20 protein-coding genes and 1 tRNA gene are annotated in these 24,481 nt (G+C 65.2%); 14 read left to right on the top strand and 7 right to left on the bottom strand.

All coding sequences use genetic code 11. The features are described 5' to 3' along the window. Nucleotides 1–29: 29 nt before the first annotated feature. Both edd and eda read left to right on the top strand, forming a co-directional pair. Nucleotides 30–1,844: a phosphogluconate dehydratase gene (gene edd / locus EZV60_RS09640; RefSeq protein ID WP_135504876.1), complete on the top strand. Its 1,815-nt coding sequence runs from the start codon at nt 30–32 to the stop codon at nt 1,842–1,844. Continuing rightward, nucleotides 1,841–2,491 (top strand): bifunctional 4-hydroxy-2-oxoglutarate aldolase/2-dehydro-3-deoxy-phosphogluconate aldolase, encoded by a 651-nt coding sequence (gene eda / locus EZV60_RS09645; protein WP_135504878.1) that lies wholly within the window; start codon nt 1,841–1,843, stop codon nt 2,489–2,491. The genes edd and eda overlap by 4 nt, the downstream gene beginning before the upstream one ends. On the opposite strand, the gene EZV60_RS09650 is transcribed toward eda, so the two are convergent. Further along, on the bottom strand, nt 2,483–3,751 hold the full coding sequence (locus EZV60_RS09650; protein WP_135504880.1) for an FAD-binding domain-containing protein: 1,269 nt from the start codon (nt 3,749–3,751) through the stop codon (nt 2,483–2,485). The two genes, eda and EZV60_RS09650, sit on opposite strands and share 9 nt — an antisense overlap. Nucleotides 3,752–3,928: 177 nt before the next feature. On the opposite strand from EZV60_RS09650, the gene EZV60_RS09655 reads away from it, so the two are divergent. From EZV60_RS09655 to EZV60_RS09665, 3 genes are read left to right on the top strand one after another with little or no spacing between them, the layout of a single operon-like run. Next, a complete protein-coding gene (locus EZV60_RS09655) occupies nt 3,929–4,585 on the top strand; it encodes an ABC transporter ATP-binding protein (protein ID WP_135504882.1) in 657 nt (218 codons plus the stop codon). Beyond that, nucleotides 4,582–6,987 (top strand): ABC transporter permease, encoded by a 2,406-nt coding sequence (locus EZV60_RS09660; protein WP_135504884.1) that lies wholly within the window; start codon nt 4,582–4,584, stop codon nt 6,985–6,987. Before EZV60_RS09655 ends, EZV60_RS09660 begins: the two co-directional genes overlap by 4 nt. Next, nucleotides 6,977–8,020 carry a lipocalin-like domain-containing protein gene (locus tag EZV60_RS09665; protein ID WP_135504886.1) on the top strand — a complete coding sequence of 348 codons (1,044 nt, stop codon included), beginning with the start codon at nt 6,977–6,979 and terminating at the stop codon, nt 8,018–8,020. The genes EZV60_RS09660 and EZV60_RS09665 overlap by 11 nt, the downstream gene beginning before the upstream one ends. Nucleotides 8,021–8,196: 176 nt before the next feature. Here the strand turns inward: EZV60_RS09665 and EZV60_RS09670 are convergent, their stop codons facing one another. The 6 genes from EZV60_RS09670 to pdxH all read right to left on the bottom strand — a co-directional run bounded on the left by EZV60_RS09670 (nt 8,197) and on the right by pdxH (nt 15,354). Then, nucleotides 8,197–8,955 (bottom strand): glycosyltransferase family 2 protein, encoded by a 759-nt coding sequence (locus tag EZV60_RS09670; protein WP_135504888.1) that lies wholly within the window; start codon nt 8,953–8,955, stop codon nt 8,197–8,199. 291 nt (nt 8,956–9,246) lie between these two features. Beyond that, entirely contained in the window at nt 9,247–12,900 is a 3,654-nt protein-coding gene (locus EZV60_RS09675; RefSeq protein WP_135504890.1) for a vitamin B12-dependent ribonucleotide reductase, read from the bottom strand. A 543-nt stretch (nt 12,901–13,443) separates the two neighbouring features. Next, nucleotides 13,444–13,520, bottom strand: a tRNA-Pro gene (locus EZV60_RS09680). A 103-nt stretch (nt 13,521–13,623) separates the two neighbouring features. Beyond that, a complete protein-coding gene (locus EZV60_RS09685; protein ID WP_245306263.1) occupies nt 13,624–14,070 on the bottom strand; it encodes a DUF192 domain-containing protein in 447 nt (148 codons plus the stop codon). Between the two features lie 17 nt (nt 14,071–14,087). Next, nucleotides 14,088–14,627 carry a cold-shock protein gene (locus EZV60_RS09690; RefSeq protein ID WP_135504894.1) on the bottom strand — a complete coding sequence of 180 codons (540 nt, stop codon included), beginning with the start codon at nt 14,625–14,627 and terminating at the stop codon, nt 14,088–14,090. 121 nt (nt 14,628–14,748) lie between these two features. Continuing rightward, nucleotides 14,749–15,354, bottom strand: a complete 606-nt coding sequence (gene pdxH, locus EZV60_RS09695; protein ID WP_135504896.1) for a pyridoxamine 5'-phosphate oxidase — start codon at nt 15,352–15,354, stop codon at nt 14,749–14,751. 165 nt (nt 15,355–15,519) lie between these two features. Between pdxH and fabI the strand changes: the two genes are divergently transcribed. The 9 genes from fabI (at nt 15,520) to EZV60_RS09740 (ending at nt 24,430) form a co-directional block, all read left to right on the top strand. Then, nucleotides 15,520–16,326 (top strand): enoyl-ACP reductase FabI, encoded by an 807-nt coding sequence (gene fabI, locus EZV60_RS09700; protein WP_135504898.1) that lies wholly within the window; start codon nt 15,520–15,522, stop codon nt 16,324–16,326. Nucleotides 16,327–16,330: 4 nt separating this feature from the next. Further along, nucleotides 16,331–16,936, top strand: a complete 606-nt coding sequence (locus EZV60_RS09705) for a LysE family translocator (RefSeq protein WP_135504900.1) — start codon at nt 16,331–16,333, stop codon at nt 16,934–16,936. Nucleotides 16,937–16,950: 14 nt separating this feature from the next. Further along, nucleotides 16,951–17,448, top strand: coding sequence for a xanthine phosphoribosyltransferase (gpt, locus tag EZV60_RS09710; protein ID WP_135504902.1), 498 nt, complete (start codon nt 16,951–16,953; stop codon nt 17,446–17,448). A gap of 40 nt (nt 17,449–17,488) precedes the next feature. Further along, nucleotides 17,489–18,691: an aminotransferase gene (locus tag EZV60_RS09715; protein WP_135504904.1), complete on the top strand. Its 1,203-nt coding sequence runs from the start codon at nt 17,489–17,491 to the stop codon at nt 18,689–18,691. 44 nt (nt 18,692–18,735) lie between these two features. Then, entirely contained in the window at nt 18,736–20,577 is a 1,842-nt protein-coding gene (locus EZV60_RS09720) for a peptidyl-prolyl cis-trans isomerase (protein ID WP_135504906.1), read from the top strand. A gap of 12 nt (nt 20,578–20,589) precedes the next feature. Continuing rightward, the gene (trpE, locus tag EZV60_RS09725) at nt 20,590–22,101 is read left to right on the top strand and encodes an anthranilate synthase component I (RefSeq protein WP_135504909.1); all 1,512 of its coding nucleotides are present in this window, start codon (nt 20,590–20,592) and stop codon (nt 22,099–22,101) included. A gap of 154 nt (nt 22,102–22,255) precedes the next feature. Next, complete coding sequence (locus tag EZV60_RS09730; RefSeq protein WP_135504911.1) at nt 22,256–22,858, top strand: rhodanese-like domain-containing protein; 603 nt, start codon at nt 22,256–22,258, stop codon at nt 22,856–22,858. A 39-nt stretch (nt 22,859–22,897) separates the two neighbouring features. After that, nucleotides 22,898–23,458, top strand: coding sequence for a pseudouridine synthase (locus EZV60_RS09735; RefSeq protein ID WP_135505255.1), 561 nt, complete (start codon nt 22,898–22,900; stop codon nt 23,456–23,458). A gap of 183 nt (nt 23,459–23,641) precedes the next feature. Continuing rightward, nucleotides 23,642–24,430 (top strand): DUF1194 domain-containing protein, encoded by a 789-nt coding sequence (locus EZV60_RS09740; RefSeq protein ID WP_135504913.1) that lies wholly within the window; start codon nt 23,642–23,644, stop codon nt 24,428–24,430. Nucleotides 24,431–24,481: the final 51 nt, after the last annotated feature.

Consider the following 24,481-nt stretch of genomic DNA (forward strand, 5'->3'; position numbering starts at 1 on the left):
GACTGGGATGGAAGAGGAGCATTGCGATCATGCCGCTGAACCCCACCGTTGCGCGCGTTACCGAGAATATCATCGAGCGAAGCAAGCCCGCCCGTCAGGCCTATCTGGAGCGTATGAAGGCGGCGCGAGACAAGGGGCCGGCGCGCGGGCATCTGTCGTGCAGCGGGCAGGCGCATGCCTATGCCGCGATGGGCGAGGACAAGGAGGCGCTTGCCAAGGGCAGCGCGGGCAATCTCGGCATCGTCACGGCCTATAATGACATGCTGTCGGCGCATCAGCCCTTCGAGCGGTTTCCCGATCTCATCCGCCGCGCCGCGCGCGAGGCGGGTGGCACGGCGCAGGTCGCAGGCGGGGTACCGGCGATGTGCGACGGGGTGACCCAAGGCGAGCCGGGCATGGAATTGTCGCTTTTCTCGCGAGACGTGATCGCACTCGCGACCTCGGTCGCGATGAGCCACAACACCTTTGACGCCGCCGTGTTTCTTGGGGTCTGCGACAAGATCGTGCCGGGGCTGGTGATCGCCGCGCAGGCCTTTGGGCATCTGCCCATCGTCTTTCTGCCCGCAGGCCCGATGGAAAGCGGGCTTGGCAACGAGGAGAAGGCCAAGGTCCGCCAGCAATTCGCCGCCGGGGAAGTGGGGCGCGAGGCCTTGATGGAAGCCGAGATGGCCGCCTATCACGGACCGGGCACCTGCACGTTTTACGGCACCGCGAACACCAACCAGATGCTGATGGAGTTCATGGGGCTGCACCTGCCCGGGGCAAGTTTCGTCAACCCGAACACACCCCTGCGCGACGCGCTGACGGTGGAAGGCGCCAAGCGCGCGCTGAGCCTGAGTGATCTGGGAAATGACTATCGCCCGGTCTGCGACATCCTTGACGAGAAGGCCTTTGTGAACGGGATCGTGGGGCTGAATGCGACCGGGGGGTCGACGAACCTGCTTATCCACCTTGTGGCGATGGCGCGGGCGGGCGGGATCATCCTCGATTGGAAGGATTTCTCGGAGCTTTCTTCGGTGACGCCGCTGCTGGCGCGGGTCTATCCCAACGGGCTGGCGGATGTGAACCATTTCCATGCGGCGGGCGGCCTCGGCTATATGATCGGCGAGCTTCTGTCGGCGGGCCTTTTGCATGACGATACGATGACGGTCGGTGGTCAGGGTCTCGGGCTTTACACCAAGGAACCGGTGCTGGAGGGCGATGGCGTGGTGTGGCGCGAGGGGACACGCGAGAGCCTTAACGACAAGATCCTTCGGCCTGTCGCGGACCCGTTCCAGCCCACCGGCGGGCTGTCGCGGATGGCGGGGTCGCTGGGTACGGCGGTGATGAAGGTCTCGGCCGTGGCGCCCGAGCGCCGGCTGGTCGAGGCGCCCGCGCGGGTGTTCTCGGATCAGGACGCGGTCAAGGCGGCCTTCAAGGCCGGGGAGCTGGAGGGCGATCTGGTGGTCGTGGTGCGCTATCAGGGGCCGAAGGCCAACGGGATGCCGGAGTTGCACAGCCTCACGCCGATCCTGTCGATCCTGCAGGGGCGTGGTCAGAAAGTGGCGCTGGTGACGGATGGGCGGATGTCGGGGGCGTCGGGCAAGGTGCCCGCGGCGATCCATGTCTGCCCCGAGGCCAAGGACGGCGGGCCGATTGCGCGGCTGCGCGACGGCGACGTGATCCGGGTGGACGCGCAGGCCGGTGTCCTGCAGATCCTGACCGAGGGCTGGGAGGACCGCCCCCTGCCCGAGCCGGACCTGAGCGGCAATGAATTCGGGCTTGGCCGGGAGTTGTTTGCGACGTTCCGCCAGGCCGTGGGCGCGGCGGATTCAGGTGCGTCGATTTTCGGGGGCGGCGCATGACCCCGCAGGAGGCAAGCCACCGCACCGCCGAGATCTGCAGGCTGGCGCCGATCGTGCCGGTGCTGGTGATCCATGACCTGGCCCATGCGCGCCCGCTGGCCGAGGCGCTGGTGGCCGGGGGCCTGCCGGCGCTGGAGGTCACGCTGCGCACGCCGGTGGCGCTTGACGCGATCAGCACGATGGCCGGCGTGCCCGGCGCGGAGGTGGGCGCGGGCACGCTTATCACGCCGCAGGACGTGGCCGCCGCGAAAAGCGCGGGCGCCACTTTTGGGGTGTCACCCGGCGCGACCGACCGGCTTTTAGACGCGTGCGAAGCGGCGGATCTGCCGCTTTTGCCGGGGGCGGCGACGGCGACCGAGGCGATGCGGCTTTTGGAGCGAGGCTATGCGGTGCAGAAATTCTTTCCCGCCGAGGCCTCGGGCGGCGCGCCGGCGCTGAAGGCGCTTGGTGCGCCTTTGCCGCAGGTGGCACTCTGCCCCACGGGCGGGGTCAGCGCAGCCAACGCGGCGAGCTACCTTGCGTTACCCAATGTGCTTTGCGCAGGCGGAAGCTGGGTGGCGCCTGTCGAGCTTATGGCGGCGGGCCGCTGGGACGAGATCGAAGCGCTGGCGCGCGAGGCCGCAAGGCTGGGCACGGCGTCAGCCTGAGAGACCCAGATCGCGCAGGATCGACGGGATCTTCTTCTTGAGGGCGAAAAAGCCGCGGGTGGCGTGCGGCCAGACGAGATCGTCATAGCGCCGGCGGACGCGGCACAGATCGAGACCCGCCTGCCCGAGCGTCCCCTCAGCTTCGGCAAGCGCCTCGGCGACCGGCCCGACGGGCGGATAGGCGGTGACGATGCTTTGCACGCCGGCCTTGCGCGCCGCCGAGATCAGCGCCTCGGTCCAGTCGCCCGATGCGACCGGCACGGAAACACCATAGTGCTTTGCCACGCGCGCGGCGGCATCCCCAAGGGCGGCGTCGGCGAAGGCGCGGGCCTTTTGCCCGATCTCGCGCGGAGACCGCCGCGCCGTTGCACCGAGCGCGAGACCGGCGATGGGCGCGGTCGACAGCCAGGTTTCGGGGCTGCAATCCTCTTCGGTCACAAGCAGCAGAAACGGACGGTCTGGCAGCCGGTCGGCAGTCGGCAAGGACTGTTTGGGATGCTCGGCCTCATCCTCGAGCGGTTCGATCTTCGAGGCGAGCGCGTGGCCGGGATGAAACCGTCCATCGGTATACTTGGCGATATTGGACGCGCGCGCCTGATAGGCTTTGCCCTTGGTGTGCAACCCGCCGACCCAGCGCCAGCTGAGCGTGTTGGAGGCCGGATCGCCGTCCATCAAGTGACGCAGGAAGAAATCCGCCCCTAGCTGCCAGGGCAGGCCAAGCGTGAAGATCCAGATCGAGGCGAACCACATGCGGGCGTGGTTGTGCAGATAACCTGTCTCGACCAGTTCCTGCGCCCAGTGATCGAAGGCGTCGATTCCGGTGCGGCCCTCGATTGCGGCGCGGTAGTCCTCGGCAAGGCCCGCGTCGTCGTCGAGCGCCGCGAAGAGATCGTCGAGATCGCTGCGGTAATCCTGCCAGACGCTGGGACGGTGTTCGAGCCAGCCCTTAAAGTATCCGCGCCAGAACACCTCCTGCACGAATTTCTCGGCTGTGGAGGGCGCGTGGCGCGCCAGCGTGGCGCGCAGGACCTCGTCTTCGGCGATCAGGCGGTGGCGGATCCAGGGCGAGAGCGTGGAGACATATTCGTGCCGGCCCGGGCCGAAATCGTAGTTGCGCGCGCTGGCGTAACTTTTGCCCGCGCGCGGCGCGAACCCGTCGAGCCGGGCCAACCCACCCTCACGAGTCGGCGCGGTTTCGCGGGGTGCGGTCGTGTCATCAATGCCCGGCAGAAGCGGAGCGGTCGTCGAACTTTGTGCCATGTCACCCTCATTGGCTTCGTTGTCCAGCGAGTTAGGCCGGTTCGCGACGATGTCCGCGCCGAAGGCGCCAGCCGCGACACAGAGACGCTCCTGCCGGTGCAGCTGCGGCGTTTTTCCCTGATTTCCCGCTTTCCATCGCGGCGCGACGCCATAGGTTGAGGCGTGGAAAAGACAGACATGTTACTCGAACTCAGATCCCTCAAAAAATCCTTCGATACGGCAGACGGCCCGGTGCCGGTGCTGCGCGGCGTGGATATGGAGCTTGCCGCCGGCAAGACGCTGGCGCTGACGGGCGAGTCGGGGTCCGGCAAGAGCACGCTTCTGCATCTCGTGGCGGGGCTCGACACCGCGGATGGCGGGACGATCCGGCTTAACGGTCAGGAGGTGACCGAACTGGACGACGCGGGGCGGGCGAATTTGCGCCGCGGCACCGTCGGCGTGGTGTTTCAGCAATTCAACCTGATCCCGTCGCTGAGTGTGGCGGCCAATATCGCCTTTCAGGCGCGCATGGCGGGCCGGCACGACCCCGAGCGTGACCGGGCGCTGGCCGAGGCACTTGGGCTGACCGAGCAGCTTGGCAAATACCCCGAGCAACTGTCGGGCGGACAGCAGCAGCGGGTGGCCATCGCGCGCACGCTGGCGGTGCGCCCGCGTCTTGTCCTGGCCGACGAGCCCACGGGCAATCTGGACGAGGCCACCGCCGGGGCGGTTCTGGACGAACTTCTGCGCCTTGTTGCCAACACCGGGGCTGCTCTGATGATGGTGACGCATTCCACGACCCTGGCGGCGCGGATGGACCGGCGTCTGCATCTCAGCCAGGGACGGATTTCATGACACGCGCCGGGCTGGCCGCGCTCTGGTCGCATTGGCGGCGCAATCCGCTGCAGCTTTTCACGCTGATCATCGGTCTTGCGCTGGCGACGGGGCTGTGGTCGGGCGTGCAGGCGATCAATGCCGAGGCGCGGGCAAGCTATGACGCCGCCGCGGCGAGTCTTGGCGAAGGGCGCTACGATCAGCTTTTGCCGCGCGCGGGCGCACGGTTCGACCAGGAGATCTACATCGCGTTGCGGCGCGCGGGCTGGCAGGTGGCCCCGGTGCTGGAAGGACAACTCTCCGTGCCAGAGGGCCGCGTGCGGCTTATCGGGCTTGATCCGCTGACCGCGCCTGCAGGGCTTGTGCCGCAGGACGACACGGGCACCGGGAGCGCGGGGCTTGCGGCGTTCATGCGCGCCGACACAGTCTTTGCCCATCCCGGCATCGCGGACGCTTTGCGCGCGTCAGTGCCGAACGCGGTCGTTGCGGCGCGCAGGCTGGCCCCTGGGACGGCGCTGGCCGATATCGGCGCGGCGCAGCGGCTGCTGGACCGGCCCGGCCAGCTGTCGCGGCTGATCGTCCTGCCGAAGCAGGCGGTGGGGCTGCCGCCGATTGACAGCGTCGCGCCAGATCTGCGTCGACAGCCAGCCGGACAGGGATCGGATGTGGGGCGGCTCACCGACAGTTTTCACCTCAACCTGACCGCCTTCGGCCTTTTGAGCTTTGCGGTCGGGATTTTCATCGTGCATGGGGCGATTGGCCTTGCCTTTGAACAGCGGCGTGGGCTTGTGCGCAGCCTGCGCGCGCTTGGTATGCCGTTGCGCCGCCTGATCGCGCTTCTGGCGCTGGAACTGGTGGTGATCGCGCTGGTCGCGGGCAGTCTGGGGGTGGTGCTGGGCTATGTCGTGGCGGCGACGCTTTTGCCGGATGTGGCGGCGACGTTGCGCGGGCTTTACGGCGCGTCGATCTCGGGCGATCTGCAGTTGCGCCCGTCCTGGTGGCTGTCGGGCCTCGCGATCGCGCTTTTGGGCACCGCGTTGGCGGCGTCGGGGGCGCTCTGGCGAATTGCGCGGATGCCCCTGCTGGCAAGCGCGGGCGCCCGGGCCTGGGCGATGACGGCGGGGCGCGCGCGGCGCTGGCAGGCCGCGGGAGCGGCGGTGTTCCTGCTGGCGGCGTTGGCCTTGGTGTGGCTGGCCGAGGGTCTGATCCTGAGCTTTCTTTGCCTCGGTCTGTTGTTGATCGGGGCGGCGCTGGCGCTGCCGGCGATCCTCGACCGGGTGCTGGCGCTGGGGACGCGGGGGGCGCGCAGCATGCGGTGGGAATGGTTCTGGGCCGACACGCGACAGCAATTGCCGGGGCTGAGCCTGGCGCTGATGGCGCTTCTTCTGGCGATCGCGGCCAATGTGGGCGTGTCGACCATGGTGTCGAGTTTCCGGCTGACCTTTACGGCCTTTCTCGATCAAAGGCTGGCGGCCGAGCTTTACGTGAGCCCCGCCACGCCAGAGGAGAGCGCCGAGATGCAGGCCTTTCTTGCGCCGCAGGTCGAGGCGGTGTTGCCGATCCTTTCGGTCGACACGACGCTGGCGGGGCTGCCGGCCTCGCTTTACGGCGCGCGGATCGGCCCGACCTACACCGAGAACTGGCGGTTCCTTCAGGCAGGGCCCGAGCCCTGGCCGCGCGTGGCGCGGGGCGAGGCGGTGATCGTCAACGAACAGCTGGCACGGCGCGCGGATCTGTGGCCCGGCGATACGCTGCGGGTGGCCGAGGGCTTGGCGCTCCCCATCGCGGGGGTCTTCGGCGATTACGGAAATCCCGTCGGGCAGGCGATCGTTGGCGAAACGCTCTTTCGCGATCTTTACCCCGAGGTCCGATCGGTGCGCTTCGGGTTGCGCACCGGGGATCCGGACGCGATTCGCGCGGCACTTACCGAGCGGTTCGGTCTTAGCGAGGGGCAGATCATCGACCAGGCGGGGATCAAGCGGCTGTCGCTGCAGGTCTTCGAGCGGACCTTTACCGTCACTGGCGCGCTGAACGTGCTGACGCTGGCGGTGGCGGGGTTCGCCATGCTGATGAGCCTTTTGACGCTCGCCAATCTGCGGTTGCCGCAGCTGGCACCGGCCTGGGCATTGGGGCTGACACGGGCCGAACTGGGCCGGCTGGAGCTTTTGCGGGCGATCTTGCTGGCGGCGCTGACGCTTGTGCTGGCTCTGCCCCTCGGGCTGGCGCTGGCTTGGGTGCTTCTGGCGCTGGTGAATGTCGAGGCCTTCGGCTGGCGCTTGCCGATGTATCTCTTTCCGCTCGATTACCTGCGGCTGTCGGGGCTGGCACTTCTGGCCGCGCTTCTGGCTGCCGCGTGGCCCGCGCGGCGGTTGGCGCGGACGCCGCCGGCGGACCTGCTGAAAGTCTTTGCCCATGAACGCTAGGATTTTTGCGATCCTGTTGGCCCTGATGCCGCTGCCCGCGGTCGCGCAGGGCTTTGCCGGGATGGGCACCGAGGCCGAGGGCTTTGCCACGCCCGCCCCCGATCCGGTGTTCGACTTTCCCGCCGATCACGGCCCGCACCCCGCTTACCGGATCGAGTGGTGGTACCTGACGGCCAATATGACGGGTCCCGACGGCACGCCGTACGGGTTGCAATGGACGCTGTTCCGATCGGCGCTGGAGCCGGAGGAGCGTGAAGGCTGGGAGAGCCCGCAGATCTGGCTGGGTCACGCCGCTGTCACCACGCCGGAAACACACCTGAGCGCCGAGCGGTTTGCCCGGGGCGGGATCGGTCAGGCGGGCGTCACTGTCGCACCTTTTGAAGCGTGGATAGACGACTGGCGGATGGCGGGCGAGACGTTCGACGAGGTGACGCTGACGGCGCGGGGGGCCGAGTTCGCCTATGATGTGGAGCTGTCGGCGGAGGGGCCGCTGGTGTTTCACGGCGAAGATGGGTTTTCGGTGAAATCGGAGGCGGGACAGGCGAGTTACTATTACTCGCAGCCGTTCTATGCGCTCGAAGGCACGCTGACCCTGCCCGGGGGCGAGGTCGCAGTGACGGGCAATGCGTGGCTTGACCGGGAATGGTCGTCGCAGCCGCTGGCCGCCGATCAGGACGGGTGGGACTGGTTCTCGCTCAGCTTTGAGGATGGCACGAAGCTGATGGCCTTCGAGCTGCGCCAGAGCGACGGGACGAGCTATGCCTCGGGCACGTGGATCGAGCCGGATGGGCAAACGACCGCCCTACCCGATGGCGCGTTGCAGGCAACGCCGCTGGCGGGCAGCGAGGTGGCCGGGCGTGAGGTGCCGACCGAGTGGCGGGTCGAGGTTCCGGGACGTGGAGTGGATGTGACTGTGCGGGCGATCAACGCGCAGGCCTGGATGGAGGTGACGCCGCCCTATTGGGAAGGGCCGGTGACAGTGACCGGGAGCCATACCGGGCGTGGATACTTGGAGATGACGGGGTACGAGTGAGCCGCGCCATCGCGAGACCGCGGGATGGCAACCCATCCTTGGTGCAATGCACTTTATGTCCAAAAGACCGCAAAACCTGAGAAATAAGCCCCTACGTCAAACAATCGCCAGTCCGGGGGGCGGTCTGGCGATGGCGCGGCGGCCTGCGGCCTTGATGCCGCGCCGCTCCTGTCGCCTCACCGGGCCTTCAGCCGCTGCCGGTGGTATTCCCACCAATCGGCCCACGACTCTCCGGCCCGCGTCTTGCCTCGTATGTAAGCCAGTTCGCGGCGGCGCAGATCGGGGCGCACGCCCGCGCTGACCTGACCGGGATGCAGCCGGTTGAGCACCAGCGTTTCCGGCAGGATCGCGGGCGGTCCGAGCTCTGTGTTGAGCCGGTGATACATCTCGACATCCATGAGCCAGATGAGGTTTTCGTCGAAAAGACGCAAGTCGTCGGCGCGCATGGCCAGAACCGAGGGGCTGCTGACGGTGTTGCGGCCAAAGCGCATGGCCGGAGTGAGACGCGGCACCATCGGGTTGTCGGCGCGCTGCCCATCCGGCGTCGTGGCCGAGCCGCAGAGGCACCAGCGGGTGCCGGGGTCGTCAAAGGCCGCTTCGGTGAGCGCGAGCGCGTCGTCGCGCGCCAAAAGATCGTCCTGGAACAGGATCTTGAGCACCCTTCCCTGCGCATGCCGCAGGGCGTTGTTGGTATTGGCCGAGGCCTGTCGCGGGCCGTTTCGGTAATCAACCCGGCGCAGCGTCAGCCGGTCCTGAAAGCTATCGCAAACCTGTGCCACGGCGTCGGTGTCGGACTGATCGGAGACGACGACCTCGATCCCCTGCAGGGTTTGCGACGCAATCCGGTTCAACGAGGCGGCGAGGAAATCACCGCCCTGCCCGCCCATGTCGTAGGCGGGGATACAGACGGAAAGCGTGGGGGTGTCGCCGGTCATGGGCCGGTCTTGCCGCAAGCCACGGGGTCCGGCAACAGAAAAACGGGGGGCACGATGGCCCCCCGGTCAGAGTTTCGCCGCTCAAGCTCACTATTTATACCGCCCGGTTTCTGCCTGCGGCCTGAGCGTCGTCAGGGGCGAGCGCACCCGCCCCGTGTCAGGATGGGTCAGAGCGATAGTCTGCCCCCACCCTAGTCTTTAGACCTTGCGTAAAAGTTTACGCTGTTGGTCTGTCTCGTCGGGGCGGCCCGGGATGGGCCGTCCCCTGACGCCCCGGCGGGGCGCTTTTCCTTAGCTGCAGCCCGAGGTGCCGCCGCAGGTGTTGCACTTCATGCAGGTGCCGTTGCGCACCAGCGTGTAGTTGCCGCACTCGCCGCAGGCTTCGCCCTCGTAGCCCTGCATCTTGGCCTTGGTGGCCGCGTCCATGCTGGTGGAGACGGTGGCCGAGGCCATGGTGATCGTGGCCGAGGTGGTTTCCGGCACCAGTGTCTGCAGCGCGACCTCGGGGTCGGTGCCGGTGGCCAGCGCCTGACCGCCCTGCAGCACCACCAGTTCCTGAGGCAGGCGCTTGCGCAGGTAGCCGGTGGAGCTGATCTGCTTGAGCACTTCCAGCGACCGCGAGGCGGATTCGCCCGAGATCTCCTTGATGTTGCTCACGCCTTCCTCTTCGCCGCGACCGAGATCATCGAAGCTGTGGCCCTCGGGCTTCACATGCGCCAGATCGGTGCGGTCGAGGTAGCTGACCGCCAGTTCGCGGAAGATGTAGTCGAGGATCGACGTCGCGTTCTTGATCGAATCGTTGCCCTGCACCATCCCTGCCGGTTCGAACTTGGTGAAGGTGAAGGCGTCGACGAATTCCTCGAGCGGCACGCCGTACTGAAGCCCGACCGAGACGGCGATGGCGAAGTTGTTCATCATCGCGCGGAAGCCCGCGCCTTCCTTGTGCATGTCGATGAAGATCTCGCCCAGCGAGCCGTCCTGATATTCGCCGGTGCGCAGGTAGACCTTGTGCCCGCCGACGATGGCCTTTTGCGTGTACCCTTTGCGGCGCTCGGGCATCTTTTCGCGGTGGCTTGCCTTGATGACCTCCTTGACCACCACCTTTTCCACGATCTTCTCGGCGAGCACGGCGGCTTTTTCCTGTGCCGAGCCGCTTTCGAGGATCTCGGCGGCCTCGTCATCATCCTCGACAAGGGCCGAGGCGAGCGGCTGGCTCAGCTTGGAGCCGTCGCGGTAGAGCGCGTTGGCCTTCACCCCGAGAGACCAGCTGAGTTCGTAAGCCTTCTGGCAGTCCTCGATCGTGGCGTCGTTGGGCATGTTGATCGTCTTGGAGATCGCGCCCGAGATGAAGCTTTGCGCCGCGGCCATCATGGTGATGTGGCTGTTGACCGACAGGAAGCGCTTGCCCTTCTTGCCGCAGGGGTTGGCGCAGTCGAAGACGTGGTAATGCGCCGGGTCAAGATGCGGCGCCCCTTCGAGCGTCATGGTCCCGCAGACATGGTCGTTCGCGGCGTCGATATCGGCCTTGGAATAGCCCAGCGAGGCCAGCAGATCGAAGGTTGGATCGTTCAGCTTTTCGGTCGGGATGCCCAGCACGTTGCGGCAGAACTCCTCGCCCAGGGTCCACTGGTTGAAGACGAAGCGGATGTCGAAGGCGCTGCCCACGGCGGCGTCGATCTTCTGCAGTTCGTTGGGGCCGAAGCCGTGACCGGCCAGCGAGGTGTGGTTCACGCCCGGCGCGTTGCCGATGGTGCCGTGACCCACGGCGTAAGCGACGATCTCTTCGATCTGCGCGCTGCCATAGCCCAGCTTTTCAAGGGCGGCGGGCACCGACTGGTTGATGATCTTGAAGTAGCCGCCGCCGGCAAGCTTTTTGAACTTCACAAGCGCGAAGTCGGGCTCGATCCCGGTGGTGTCGCAGTCCATCACAAGACCGATGGTGCCGGTGGGGGCAATGACGGTGGACTGCGCGTTGCGGTAGCCGTGCTTTTCACCCAGCTTCAGCGCCTCGTCCCAGCTGGCCATTGCCAGTTCACCCAGCCGTGTGTCGGGCACGTTGGCCAGATCGAGCGGTACCGGCTTCACCGCCAGCTTGTCGTAGCCTTCGGTCGCGCCGTATGCGGCGTTGCGGTGGTTGCGCATGACGCGCAGCATGTGGTTCTTGTTGCGCTCGTAGCCTTTGAACGCGCCGAGTTCCTTGGCCATCTCGGCCGAGGTGGCGTAGGCGACGCCGGTCATGACCGCGGTGAGCGCACCGCACATCGCGCGGCCCTCGTCGCTGTCATAGCCGAGCCCCATGTTCATCAGGAGGCCGCCGATATTGGCGTAGCCGAGGCCCAGGGTGCGAAACTCGTAGCTGAGCTGCGCGATTTCCTTGGACGGGAACTGAGCCATCAGCACGGAGATTTCCAGCGTCACGGTCCAGAGGCGCGTGGCGTGAATATAGGCATCCGCGTCGAACCGCTCGCCGTCGTAGAAGCGCAGCAGGTTCATCGACGCGAGATTGCAGGCCGTGTCATCAAGGAACATGTATTCCGAGCACGGGTTCGAGCCGCGGATCTCGCCATCTTCCGGGCAGGTGTGCCAGGCGTTGACGGTGTCGTGGTACTGAATGCCGGGATCGGCGCAGGCCCAGGCGGCGTGACCCACGTCTTCCCACAGATCGCGCGCCTTGATCGTCTTGGCGACCGAGCCGTTGGTGCGATTGAGGAGCGCCCAGTCGTCATCGTTGCGCACAGCCTCGAGGAAGGCATCGGTGACGCGGATCGAGTTGTTCGAATTCTGGCCCGAGACGCTGGCATAGGCGTCGGAATCCCAGTCGGTGTCGTAGGTCGGGAATTCGATGCTGTCATAGCCCTGACGCGCGTAGTCCAGCACGCGTTTGACGTAAGTTTCGGGGATCGCGGCCTTTTTCGCGCCCCGGATGGCATCGCGAAGCTGCTCGTTCTTCTTGGGGTCGACGGCGTCTTCGCTGCTGCCGTCCCAGACGCGGATGGCGGCAAAGATCTCGTTCAGCTTTTGCTCGTGCATCTTGGAACCGGCGACGATCGACGCCACTTTCTGTTCCTCGATGACCTTCCAGTTGATGAACTGTTCGATATCGGGGTGGTCGACATCACAGATCACCATCTTGGCCGCGCGGCGCGTGGTGCCGCCCGATTTGATCGCGCCGGCAGCGCGGTCGCCGATCTTGAGGAAGCCCATCAGGCCGCTCGACTTGCCGCCGCCCGACAGGGCTTCCCCTTCGGCACGCAGGGAGGAGAAGTTCGTGCCGGTTCCCGATCCGTATTTGAAAAGACGGGCCTCTCGCACCCACAGATCCATGATGCCACCGTCGCCGACAAGGTCATCCTTGACCGACTGGATGAAACACGCATGGGGCTGCGGGTGCTCATAGGCGCTGCTCGACTTGGTTAGTTCGCCCGTTTCAAAATCCACGTAGTAGTGACCCTGGCTGGGGCCATCGATGCCATACGCCCAGTGCAGGCCGGTGTTGAACCACTGGGGGCTGTTCGGCGCTGCCATCTGGCGGGCCAGCATGTAGCGCATCTCGTCATAATAGGCGCGGGCGTCGTTCTCGGTAGAGAAATAGCCCCCCTTCCAGCCCCAGTAAGCCCAGGCGCCGGCGAGACGGTCGAAGACCTGCTTGGCCGAGGTTTCGCCGGTCTTCTCTGTTTTGTCCGAGGCCGGAACCGAGCGCCAGAGGAACTCGGGCACGCCGCTTTCCTTGACCTTCTTCAGTTCGACCGGCACGCCGGCCTTGCGGAAATATTTCTGCGCGATGACGTCGCTGGCGACCTGGCTCCAGCCTGCGGGCACCTCGACCGAATCGAGCTTGAATACGGTGGTACCGTCGGGGTTGCGAATCTCTGAGCTGGTGGTGACGAACTCCAGCTCGGCATAGGCATCCTGACCCGACTTGGTGAATTTTCTTTCAATCTTCATTATCGCTGCCCCATATTCAGCTTTTCCAGTCTCCGAACGCCCCAGAGCGCCCTGCAGGGTGGCGAACCGGAGAGAAAAGAAACCCCTGCCCTGCCCGCACCATGTGCCGCAACGCGTTGTCCCGTGAACTTCGGGAAAATCTTGGTGGTGTCTGTCCCTGTCCGGCTTTCTGCCACTATATCTTGTGGCTTACTGACCCGCCCACACAACCTGACGTATTCGGGTCCAGACGGTCAACGGAAATTTTACGATGTTTCCGGAAAAATTCGATTGACCGGACTTGTCCACAGGACCGGGCCCGGACCGCAGGTGATTCATCGCACCGGTCCAGATCGTCGCGCGCGCCCGGTCGATCCGAAAAAGTGCTTATTGCACGGTATTTTAGGATGCGCAGCACGCAATTTCGCGCCCTTGGGGCGCGGATCGAGGCGACTGTGCACACCACATCTGGTGTGCAAACGCAGCATTCCCACCAGATGCAGAAACGCCACGGTCAACCGCCGCCTCGGGCCACGACAGGCAGAGAATCACGCTATGAGGAGATGGTCGGGGCGGCGAGATTCGAACTCACGACCCCCTGTACCCAAAACAGGTGCGCTACCAGACTGCGCCACGCCCCGGACCATGGCCGCCCGTGTAGACCGCTTTGCGTGATTTGAAAAGCCTTGGCGTGGGATCGGCGGAACGTGGACGTCGCCCTGCGTGAAACCGGTGAGACTCGGATCACTCGTCCGGCGTCGTGCAGGACCAGGCGACCTCGTCCCCGGCGATGGCCGGGTGGCGCATTTCGCTGCCACGCGCGATGCCGAGCTGCCGGGCCAGCCCGCCATTCACCTCGAGCACATACTGGATGTTGTTGCCGCCATAAATGAGGTCCTCGCTTAGAGGTTCGGCCTCGTGGTGGACATAGCGCACGATGCCCTTGCGGTCGGCGAAGATCATGTCGAGCGGGATGAGCGTGTTGCGCATCCAGAAGCGGACGACGCGGGGACGGTCATAGACGAAGAGCATGCCCGCGCTTTGCGCCATCTCCTCGACATTCATGAGACCCTGCGCGCGCTCGGCGTTGTCGTCGGCGACGTCGACCGTGAAGCGCGCCTGCCCCCAATCGCCGCGAAGGTGGATCTGATCGTCGCGGCAGGCCGTCTGAGAGACCGCGACCGCCGGCATGCACAGAAAAAGCGCCGTCAGGACTCGCTTGATTGCTTTACCGCCATTTCCCATCCACACACCTCCGTCGCCATACGACCACGTTTACCTTCTATGACGCGGATGGCCAATGCCTCGCCCGGCTGGAGGTCGGCCAGGCCCGAGCGGCGCAGTACTTCGATGTGGAGAAACACGTCGGCCTCGCTGCCGAACGTGTTGGCGAACCCGAAACCTTTGCCCTTGTCGAACCATTTGACACGTGCCGGTTGAAGGGGGGCGGCGCGCAACTCTTCGGGGTCGATATCCTGCAAATCGGCAAGGCCGCCGGACTCGGTATCCTGGGGCGGATCGATTCGAAGAACCTCGACCGCCTGCACGCCGCGTTCGGTCCGCGTGACCTTCAGCTCGACGCCCGCGCGGTCCGCCACGGAGCTTTGGCCGAAATTGCGCAAGACGTTGGCATGCAAAAGAATATCCGGCCCGCCCTCGTCGGCAACCACAAAGCCGAACCCCTTGACCGGATCAAACCATTTCACATGGCCATGCACCTGCCGCGTTATGTCAGTGTCGTCTTCCAAGCCGTGTGTCCACCAAAGTTCCGCTATCTCCCGATCCTCTTAATTTGCGCCATAATGCATATGAGATTCAAGGAAAAACCCCTTTCAAAACAATCGACTTGCACTTTACGTGACGCGAAATTCATGGATTCAACCTATGGATAGTCCAATCCGTCTCCGGCGTCTCGCGCCGCCAGACGAAGCGATCGTGCAAGCGGTAGGCCCCGTCGGCCCAGAATTCGATCTCCACCGGCGTGACTCGGAACCCGCCCCAAAATGGCGGGCGCGGCGGATTGGGCCCCTTTGCCGCCGTGATCTTCGCCACTTCGGCCATCAGTGTCGCGCGGCTGTCGAGCGGCTGCGATTGCTTCGACGCCCACGCGCCCAGACGGCTTTTGAGCGATCGCGACTTGTAATATGCATCGGCCTCGGGGCCGTCCTCGCGGGTTACTGTACCACGAATCCGCAGTTGGCGGCGTAAGGATTTCCAATGAAGCACCATCGCGGCCTTGCCGGAGGCGGCGAGTTCCTGGCCCTTGGCGCTGTTATAGTTGGTGTAGAACCAGAAGCTATCGTCGGTGATCTCCTTGAGCAGCACCATGCGCACATTGGGAAGGCCGGTTTCGTCGACAGTGGCGAGGGCCACCGCGTTGGGGTCGTTGATCTCGCTCTCTTCGGCCTCGGCCATCCAGCGCTTTGCAATCTCGAACGGGTTGTCGCCCGCGAATTTTCCGTCTCTTTCCGCCATTTTGCACTTTCAGTCATTTATAAGGGATCGGTAGAGGGGTGTCGGACGCCATTCAAGACCGAATTTGTGTCAAGTCGGTGCCGGGACCCATCCTGCGTGACCCTTGAAGCAGGGGAACCGATCGCCTAAAGGAGGTCAGACTGCAACGTGGGCCGGGGGCATTCCATGTCAAACCAACTGATGGCGGGCAAGCGCGGACTGATCATGGGCCTGGCCAATGACAAGTCGATCGCGTGGGGCATCGCCAAGGCCTGCGCGGACGCAGGCGCGGAGCTGGCCTTTTCCTACCAGGGTGAGGCGTTGCTCAAGCGGGTCGGGCCGCTGGCCGAGCAGCTGGGCTCGGACGTGGTGCTGCCGTGTGATGTCGGCGACATGGCGTCGGTCGACACGCTGTTCAGCGGGTTGGAAAGCCGTTGGGGCAAGCTCGACTTTCTTGTCCATGCGATCGGGTTTTCCGACAAGAACGAGCTGCGCGGCCGGTATGTGGACACCAGCCGCGACAACTTCCTGCGCACGATGGACATCTCCGTCTATTCATTTACCGCCGTGGCGAACCGGGCCGAAAAGCTGATGCGCGACGGCGGTGCGATGCTGACGCTGACCTATTACGGCGCCGAACAGGTGATGCCGCATTACAATGTGATGGGCGTGGCCAAAGCGGCGCTGGAGGCGAGCGTGAAGTACCTGGCCGAGGATCTGGGCAAGGACGGGATCCGCGTCAACGCGATCAGCGCCGGGCCGATCCGGACGCTGGCGGCCAGCGGCATCGGCGATTTCCGCTATATCCTGAAATGGAACGAGCTGAACTCGCCGCTGCGGCGCAACGTGACGATCGAGGATGTGGGCGGTTCGGCGCTTTATCTTCTTTCCGATCTGGGATCGGGCGTCACGGGCGAGAACCTGCATGTCGACGCGGGCTATCATGTGGTCGGCATGAAGGCGGTCGACGCGCCGGATATCGACAAGACCTAAGCCGATGGAGGCGGGTCACCTCATCGCATTCAACCTGACGCTTCTGGCGGCGATGGCCGCGCCGGGTCCGGCGCTTTTGTTCGCGATCCGGCAATCGGTTGTGGGCGGCTTTCGCGCCGGGTTCGCGACCGGCGCGGGTCTGGGCCTTGTCGCGGCGGGATGGACCGGGGCCGCGCTTTTGGGGCTGGGGGCGGTCTTTGCTTTGGTGCCGGTGGCCTATACGGTGCTGAAACTGCTGGGCGCACTCTATCTCATCTGGTTGGCGTGGGGCATGTGGCGCGATGCGCGCAGCCCGATCGCGCAGGAAGCCGCGCCGGGCAAAAGGGCCTTTCTGGGCGGCGTGCTGGTTAACTTGAGCAATCCCAAGTCGGTGCTTTTCGCGGCTTCGGTGCTTCTGGTGATCTTTCCCGCAGGGTTAAGTGTGACAGACAAGGCTCTGATCGTGCTAAATCATTTCCTGGTCGAGCTCGTGGTCTATGCCTGTGTGGCCGCGATTCTGGCCTCGCCGCCGGCGCGGGCGGGTTATCTGCGGCTGAAACCGGTGCTCGACCGCGCTGCCGCGCTTGTCCTGGGCGCGTTGGGGCTGCGCCTGCTTTTCGACCGGACCTGAGAGGACGCATCAAAATGACCGACCGCCTGCCGCATGAAAAAGGCTTTCACGTGAGCTGGGACCAGTTGCACCGGGATGCGCGCGCGCTGGCCTGGCGGCTGCAGGACGAGGCGCCCGAGGAGGGCTGGCGCGCGGTCGTGGCGATCACGCGCGGCGGCATGGCGCCGGCGATGATCGTGGCGCGCGAGCTTGATATCCGCGCGGTCGATACGATCAGCGTGAAATCCTACGACCATCAGACCCAGAGTGAACCGCGGGTGATCAAGCGTCCCGATCCCGATCTCGTGGGCGACGGCACCGGCGTGCTGATCGTCGATGACCTTGTGGATACGGGCAAGACGCTGGAAGTTGTGCGTGCCGCCCTGCCCCGCGCGCATGTCGCCACGGTTTATGCCAAGCCGATGGGCCGCGAGCTTGTCCACACCTTCGTCACGGAAGTGAGTCAGGACACGTGGATCTTCTTTCCATGGGACATGGCGCTGCAATACGTGGAGCCCTATCGCGGTCGGTAGGGCCTGCGTTTCGTACGACATCAGACCCGGAGGATCCGCGATGAGCCCGTCCCGAACCGCGACCACGTTTTCGCCGCCCGTGATGGAGGCGCGCCGCTGGCTTGAAGGGGTGGCGTTTTCGCCCGAGCGGCCGCTGATCAACGTAAGCCAGGCCGCGCCGGTAGAGCCGCCGCCGGAAGCGTTGCGCCGCGTGGTGGCCGAGGCGGCACTGAACGATGCGCAGGCGCATCTTTACGGACCGGTGCTGGGCCGGGGCGATCTGCGCGAGGAGGTGGCGGCGCAATGGACGGAGGCCTATGGCGGCGCGGTCGCGCCCGGACAGGTGGCGGTCACCTCGGGATGCAATCAGGCCTTTTGCGCGACGATTGCGGCGCTTTGCGGCGAGGGCAGCGAGGTGATCCTGCCCGTGCCGTGGTATTTCAACCACAAGATGGCGCTCGACATGGCCGGCGTACGGGCGGTGCCGCTGGAGACAGGCCCGGGCCTTTTGCCGGACCCAGAGGCGGCGCGCGCCCTGATCGGGCCCGCGACCCGGGCCATCGTGCTGGTGACGCCGAACAACCCGGGCGGCGTGGAATATCCTGCCTCGCTTGTGCGCGCGATGTACGATCTGGCGCGGGATGCCGGTATTCATCTGTTGATCGACGAGACCTATCGCGATTTCGACGCCCGCCCGGGCGCGCCGCACGATCTTTTCACGGACGCGGACTGGGACCGGACGCTGGTGCAGCTTTATTCGTTCTCCAAGGCGTACCGCCTGACCGGGCACCGGGTCGGCGCGATTGTTGCCGCCAATAGCCTTCTGGTGGAGGTGGAAAAGTACCTCGACACGGTCACGATCTGCCCCAATCAGCTGGGCCAGATCGCGGCGCTTTGGGGGATGCGCAACCTGCGCCAGTGGCTGGCCGGGGAACGGGCCGAGATCCTGGACCGGCGTGCCGCGATCGCGGCGGAGATGCCCAAGCTTGAGGCATGTGGCTGGGAGCTTTTGGGGTGCGGTGCCTATTTCGCCTATCTGCGGCACCCGTTCGCGCGGACCTCTGACGATCTGGCGCGCGAGCTGGTGCGAGAGGCGGGCATTCTGCTGCTGCCTGGCACGATGTTCCGCCCCGCGGGCGACGCGCAGGGCGCGCGGGAAGTTCGGGTCGCCTTTGCCAATGTGAACCGGGCCGAGATCGGCACGCTTTTCGACCGGCTGGCCGGGCTGAGCTGGCCCCTTGCCCCCGCTGGGGCAAGCGCTTAGACAGGCGCAACGAGACAAAACACCGCCGTCCGACGGGGAGCGACATGGCAGCCAAGAGCATTACGAAACCGCTGGTCTGGATCCTGATGGGCCTGCTGATCCTGGGGCTTGGCGGCTTTGGGGTGACCAACCTGTCGGGCACGCAGCGGGCCATCGGGTCGGTCGGTGAGGCGGAGATCACCGTCAACGATTACTTCCGCGGATTGCAGCGCGAGCTGCGCGCCATCGAGGCGGGCACAGAAGAGCCGATGAGCTTTGCGCGGGCGCGCCAGCTTGGTGTGACCGATCAGGTCCTGGCGCAGCTGGTGACGCAGGCCGCGTTGGATCACGAAACGATGCAACTGGGCCTGTCGGTGGGCGACGAGGCGCTGGCGCGGCAGATCCTGGAATTGCGGCAATTCACAGGTCCGGACGGGCAGTTCAACCGGGAGGCCTATCGTTTCACGCTGGAGCAGGTCGGGCTGAACGAGGCGCAGTTCGAGGAGGAAATCCGCGATGAGACCGCGCGATCGTTCCTGCAGGCGGCCGTGCTGGCGGGCGTGCAGGTGCCCGAAGTCTATACCGAGGTGATGACCGCCTATCTGGGCGAGCGGCGCAGCGTCGTCTCGGCGCTGTTGACCCGTGCGGATCTGGAGCTGGGCGTGCCGGAACCGACCGACACCGACCTAGAGGCCTATCACGCGGCCAATGCCGAGGCCTATACCCGGCCCGAGACCAAGCGGATCACTTATGCCTGGCTGAGCCCGGACATGATCATCGACACGGTCGAAATCGACGAAAGCGCGCTGCGCGAGGCCTATGCCGCGCGCGAGGCGGAGTTCAATCAGCCCGAGCGGCGGCTGGTGGAGCGTCTGGTCTTTCCCGACACAGGCGCGGCCGAAGCGGCAGCGGCGCGGCTGGAGGCAGGCGAGGCCACGTTCGAGGATCTGGTGGCGGAGCGCGGGCTGGAATTGGGCGACGTCGATATGGGCGTGCAGGCCGAGGCCGATCTCGGCGCGGCGGGCGCGGCGGTTTTCGCGGTGCAGACCGGCGAAATCGCGGGTCCGGTCGAGACCGGGCTTGGCCCAGCGCTCTTTCGAGTGAACGCGGTGCTGGACGCGCAGGTGACCACCTTCGAGGAGGCCGAGCCGATCCTGCGCGACGCAATGGCGGCAGACCGGGCGCGCCGGGTGATCGAGGCGCAGATGGAAAGCATCGACGATCTGCTCGCCGGTGGGGCCACGCTGGAGGATCTGGCGCAGGAAACGGAGATGGAACTGGGCGAAATCGCGTGGCACGCGGGCATGGATGCCGGAATCGCCGCCTACGAAGGCTTTCGCGAGGCCGCCCAGGCGGTTGGCGCCGACGACTATCCCGAGGTCGAGACGCTGGACGATGGCGGGCTTTTCGCCCTGCGTCTCGAGGAGGTTGTGCCGCCGGCCCTGCGCCCGCTGGACGAGGTGCGCGCAGCGGTCGAGGCGGCCTGGACAGATGCGCAGGTGGCGACGCTTCTCAGGGCGCAGGCCGAGCCGTTGGCGGCGCGTCTCGAGGCTGGCGAAAGCTTTGCCGATGTGGGCCTTAGCGTCGATCTGGAACAGCAGGTCACCCGGCAGGGCTTTGTTGCGGACGCGCCGGACCAGTTCATCGACACGGTCTTCGGCATGGAGGAGGGCGAGGTGCGCGTGATCGAGGGGCCGGGCCGGATCTTCGTGCTGCAACTGCAGTCGATCGCCGAGCCGGATCCCGAAGATCCCGATCTGGCGCAAAGCCGGGATTTCCTTCGCGACAACGCGGTCAACGGGCTGTCGCAGGACCTGTTCAACGTGCTGGCCACCGATATACGCGCACGGGCGGGCATCGAACTTGATCAGGCGGCGATCAATGCCGTGCACGCGAATTTCCAGTAAGGGACGCAGGAGTTGGAGCTGACCCCGTCCTTCGAGGACTTCGCGCAGGGCCACGCGGCGGGCCGCAACCAGGTGGTTTATGCCCGGCTCGCGGCCGATCTCGACACGCCTGTGTCGCTGATGCTCAAGCTGACGGGCGCGGCGCAGGATGCCTTCATCCTTGAATCCGTGACCGGCGGCGAGGTGCGCGGGCGTTACTCCATCGTGGGCATGAAGCCCGACGTGATCTGGCAGTGTCACGGCAGAGAAAGCCGGGTCAATCGCGCGGCGCGGTTCGATCCGACGGCCTTCGAGGACCTCGAGGGCGAGCCGCTTGATACGCTGCGCGCGCTCATTGCGGAAAGCCGGATCGAGCTGCCGCCGGATCTGCCGGCGTCGAGCGCCGGTCTTTTCGGATATCTCGGCTATGACATGATCCGGCTGGTAGAGCATCTGCCGAACGTGAACCCCGATCCTCTGGGCCTGCCCGATGCGGTTCTGATGCGGCCGTCGGTCGTGGCGGTGCTGGACGGGGTGAAGGGCGACGTGATTATCGTGGCACCCGCCTGGGCCGGAGACGGCCAGAGCGCGCGCGCGGCCTATGCGCAGGCCGCCGAGCGGGTAATGGACGCGGTCCGCGATCTGGACCGGGCCCTGCCGCGCGAGGCCCGCGATCTGCGAGAGGCCGAGCCCGATGCCGAGCCCGTGTCGAATTTCACGCGAGAGGGCTACAAGGCCGCCGTGGAAAAGGCCAAGGACTATATCCGCGCGGGCGATATTTTCCAGGTCGTGCCGAGCCAGCGCTGGACGCAGGAATTCCGCCGGCCCCCCTTCGCGCTTTACCGGTCGCTCAGGCGTACGAATCCATCGCCCTTCATGTTCTATTTCAATTTCGGCGGCTTTCAGGTTGTAGGTGCCAGCCCGGAAATCCTGGTGCGGGTGATGGAAGGCGAAGTCACGATCCGGCCCATCGCAGGGACCCGGCCACGGGGTGCCACGCCCGAAGAGGACCGCGCCAACGAGGCCGATCTGATGGCCGATGCCAAGGAACTGGCCGAGCACCTGATGCTTTTAGACCTGGGGCGCAACGACGTGGGTCGGGTGGCGAAAATCGGCACGGTGCACCCCACCGAAGAGTTCATCATCGAACGCTACAGCCACGTGATGCATATCGTGTCGAACGTGGTGGGAGAGCTGAGCGAGGAGCATGACGCGCTCTCGGCCCTGTTGGCGGGCCTGCCCGCCGGGACCGTCTCGGGCGCGCCAAAGGTGCGCGCGATGGAGATCATCGACGAGTTGGAACCGGAAAAGCGCGGCGTCTATGGCGGCGGCGTTGGCTATTTCAGCGCGGGCGGCGACATGGATGTGTGCATCGCGCTGCGTACGGCGGTGGTGAAGGACGACAAGCTTTTTATCCAGGCCGGAGGCGGCGTGGTCTATGACAGCGACCCCGAAGCCGAGTATATGGAGACGGTGCACAAGTCGAACGCCATCCGACGCGCGGCGAAGGATGCCTCGCGCTTTTCCGGCGACGGCAACGGCTGAGCGGGCGCAAAACCTTCTCAAAACTCCCGGCAAGGATTCTCGGACATTTTTTTGGCCCTTGGATCAACGGGAGCGTTGTTGATCCATATCAAATCTGTCGAAGGGAATGCATGACATATTCTATATTACGAATATGTTTGGAAAGGACTGCCCCATGCGCACCCTGCCCCGTCTTCTCGCCGCCCCGGTGATCGCCCTTGCTCTTGCGCTACCGTTGCCCGGACTGGCCGGCAGTGGCCCGCTTGACACTGCCGTCAGCGCCGACGCTGTCGGCGAAAAGAAGCAGACAAAGTCCGGGCTCTATATTACCGCCGCGGAAGCCGGGGGCATTCTCGCAGCACGTGAAGACGTATTGCTGATCGATCTGCGCACGCCGGAAGAAACGATGCTCGTCGGGCATCCCGTGGCGGCGGATGCGAACATTCCCTTCAAGCTGATCGACTCTGCCTACAGGCTGAATCCCGAGAAGGGCAGCTATGAGATGGTGGCTAATCCCGGCTTCGTCGGCACTGTCAAAGAGTTTCTGGAGAGCACGGACCCGGCGGCGGTCGTGGTCATGTGCCGCTCGGGCGGGCGCAGCGCGGCGGCGGTGGACGCCCTCGTCGCGGCCGGCGTCACTGTGCCGCTTTATTCCATGGTTGACGGGTTCGAGGGCGACAAGACGGATGCCGGGCGCCGGGATCTCAATGGCTGGAAGAATGCCGGGCTGAATTGGACCGACAAGATTCCTGAGGGCTTTCTGAAAGGCGTCGAGTAAGGCTTGCGCCGCGCCGGACGCCGGGGCATCACTGGCGGCATGGCGCGGCTGATCCTGTTCAATAAGCCCTTTGGTGTGCTGTCGCAGTTCACCGATAAAGGCACCGAGGGCTCTGTCCGTCCGACCCTGTCGCGGTTCATCGATGTGCCGGGCGTCTATCCCGCCGGACGGCTGGACCGCGACAGCGAGGGCTTGTTGCTGCTGACCGATGACGGGCGGCTGCAGGCGCGGATCGCGTCCCCGAAATTCAAGACCGAGAAGACCTATCTCTGCCAGGTCGAAGGGGAACCGGACGAAAGCGCGCTGGAGGCGTTGCGCGTGGGCGTGACGCTCAAGGACGGGCCAACGCGGCCCGCGCGGGTGCGCAGGATCGACCCGCCCGATCTCTGGCCGCGCGACCCTCCGGTAAGGTATCGCAAGAGCGTGCCGGATTGCTGGCTGGAGATCGTGATCTCGGAGGGGCGCAACCGCCAGGTGAGGCGGATGACGGCGCATGTGGGGCATCCCACGCTGCGGCTGGTGCGCTGGCGGGCGGGAGAATGGTCTCTGGAGGGGATCGCGCCGGGAGAATGGCGCGAGATCCGTCCGGCAGGAAGGTGAAGACACGCAGCGTTCGATCCTGAGGTGCCGCGGTTTTTCGCAAAGAGACCGCCAGTTTGTTTATCGTCCTGTTGAAGATGTTTGCGCCTGCCAGACACGCGCAGGTCACGGGGATGTCACGGGCTTGTCACTTGACCCGTTGCGGACTAGCGCCCCAGCATTTGAGGAACCGGGAGAGTTCTCATGGGCGCACCTCTTTTTCGTTTCAGTCGATTTGTAAGAGCTCGCCATCGACGTTCTGTCGCAGTATTGGCCGCCGGTCTGGTGGTTGGAAGCTTGATGTTATCCCCCGCTTCGGCGCAGCAGCAGATGGAACTGCACCTCGTCCTGGCCTTTGACGCCTCTGCCAGCGTGAATGATGTCGAATTCGAAATTCAGCGCACCGGGACCGCGCGGGCCTTGCGGCATCCTTCGGTTCTGGCCGCCGTCGAGCAGGCCGATGGCGGTGTGGCCGTGTCGATCATACAATGGTCCAGCGTCAGCCTGCAGGCGGTGGGGCTGGACTGGGTGACGCTGCGCACGTCGAAGGAGGTCAGGCGCTTTGCCGATCAGGTCCAGGCTATGCCGCGCAAGCTGTCCGGTGGTGGGACGATGGTGCATACCGGGCTGGAATTCGCCGCACGACAACTGGACGCGGCCCCGGCCGCGGCGCGACGCCGCGTCATCGACCTGTCCGGCAACGGCAGGTCGGACAATCTTGATAAAATGCTCGAAACACGGGATCAGCTGGTGCGCGATGGTGTGGTGATCAATGCCTTGGCCATCGAAGAGCTCAACAACGACCTGACCAGTTATTTCTACAGATACCTGATTGGCGGCGCCGGAGCCTTTGTTATCACCGCAGATGAATTCGAGGATTTTTCCGACGCGATGCGCATCAAGCTTTATCGAGAGATCAGGGGGGATCTTTCCGCAAAGATCCAGGATGATTGTCCGGGCCAGTTCCGGCAGGTCCGTCAGGCGTCACGGTAAGGCGCGCAATGTCACGATTGTCTGTAGCAGCTCACCACGTGTGGGGATCCG

Origin of the sequence: Roseovarius aestuariivivens, assembly GCF_004761875.1 — a bacterium.
GTDB classification, from domain to species: Bacteria; Pseudomonadota; Alphaproteobacteria; order Rhodobacterales; family Rhodobacteraceae; genus Roseovarius; species Roseovarius aestuariivivens.

What these genes read in the sequence shown, in the direction of transcription:
- edd (WP_135504876.1), top strand. Translation starts at nt 30, where the DNA reads ATGCCGCTGAACCCCACCGTTGCGCGCGTTACCGAGAATATCATCGAG.
- eda (WP_135504878.1), top strand. Translation starts at nt 1,841, where the DNA reads ATGACCCCGCAGGAGGCAAGCCACCGCACCGCCGAGATCTGCAGGCTG.
- EZV60_RS09650 (WP_135504880.1), bottom strand. Translation starts at nt 3,751, where the DNA reads ATGGCACAAAGTTCGACGACCGCTCCGCTTCTGCCGGGCATTGATGAC.
- EZV60_RS09655 (WP_135504882.1), top strand. Translation starts at nt 3,929, where the DNA reads ATGTTACTCGAACTCAGATCCCTCAAAAAATCCTTCGATACGGCAGAC.
- EZV60_RS09660 (WP_135504884.1), top strand. Translation starts at nt 4,582, where the DNA reads ATGACACGCGCCGGGCTGGCCGCGCTCTGGTCGCATTGGCGGCGCAAT.
- EZV60_RS09665 (WP_135504886.1), top strand. Translation starts at nt 6,977, where the DNA reads ATGAACGCTAGGATTTTTGCGATCCTGTTGGCCCTGATGCCGCTGCCC.
- EZV60_RS09670 (WP_135504888.1), bottom strand. Translation starts at nt 8,955, where the DNA reads ATGACCGGCGACACCCCCACGCTTTCCGTCTGTATCCCCGCCTACGAC.
- EZV60_RS09675 (WP_135504890.1), bottom strand. Translation starts at nt 12,900, where the DNA reads ATGAAGATTGAAAGAAAATTCACCAAGTCGGGTCAGGATGCCTATGCC.
- EZV60_RS09685 (WP_245306263.1), bottom strand. Translation starts at nt 14,070, where the DNA reads ATGCCGGCGGTCGCGGTCTCTCAGACGGCCTGCCGCGACGATCAGATC.
- pdxH (WP_135504896.1), bottom strand. Translation starts at nt 15,354, where the DNA reads ATGGCGGAAAGAGACGGAAAATTCGCGGGCGACAACCCGTTCGAGATT.
- fabI (WP_135504898.1), top strand. Translation starts at nt 15,520, where the DNA reads ATGTCAAACCAACTGATGGCGGGCAAGCGCGGACTGATCATGGGCCTG.
- EZV60_RS09705 (WP_135504900.1), top strand. Translation starts at nt 16,331, where the DNA reads ATGGAGGCGGGTCACCTCATCGCATTCAACCTGACGCTTCTGGCGGCG.
- gpt (WP_135504902.1), top strand. Translation starts at nt 16,951, where the DNA reads ATGACCGACCGCCTGCCGCATGAAAAAGGCTTTCACGTGAGCTGGGAC.
- EZV60_RS09715 (WP_135504904.1), top strand. Translation starts at nt 17,489, where the DNA reads ATGAGCCCGTCCCGAACCGCGACCACGTTTTCGCCGCCCGTGATGGAG.
- EZV60_RS09720 (WP_135504906.1), top strand. Translation starts at nt 18,736, where the DNA reads ATGGCAGCCAAGAGCATTACGAAACCGCTGGTCTGGATCCTGATGGGC.
- EZV60_RS09730 (WP_135504911.1), top strand. Translation starts at nt 22,256, where the DNA reads ATGCGCACCCTGCCCCGTCTTCTCGCCGCCCCGGTGATCGCCCTTGCT.
- EZV60_RS09735 (WP_135505255.1), top strand. Translation starts at nt 22,898, where the DNA reads ATGGCGCGGCTGATCCTGTTCAATAAGCCCTTTGGTGTGCTGTCGCAG.
- EZV60_RS09740 (WP_135504913.1), top strand. Translation starts at nt 23,642, where the DNA reads ATGGGCGCACCTCTTTTTCGTTTCAGTCGATTTGTAAGAGCTCGCCAT.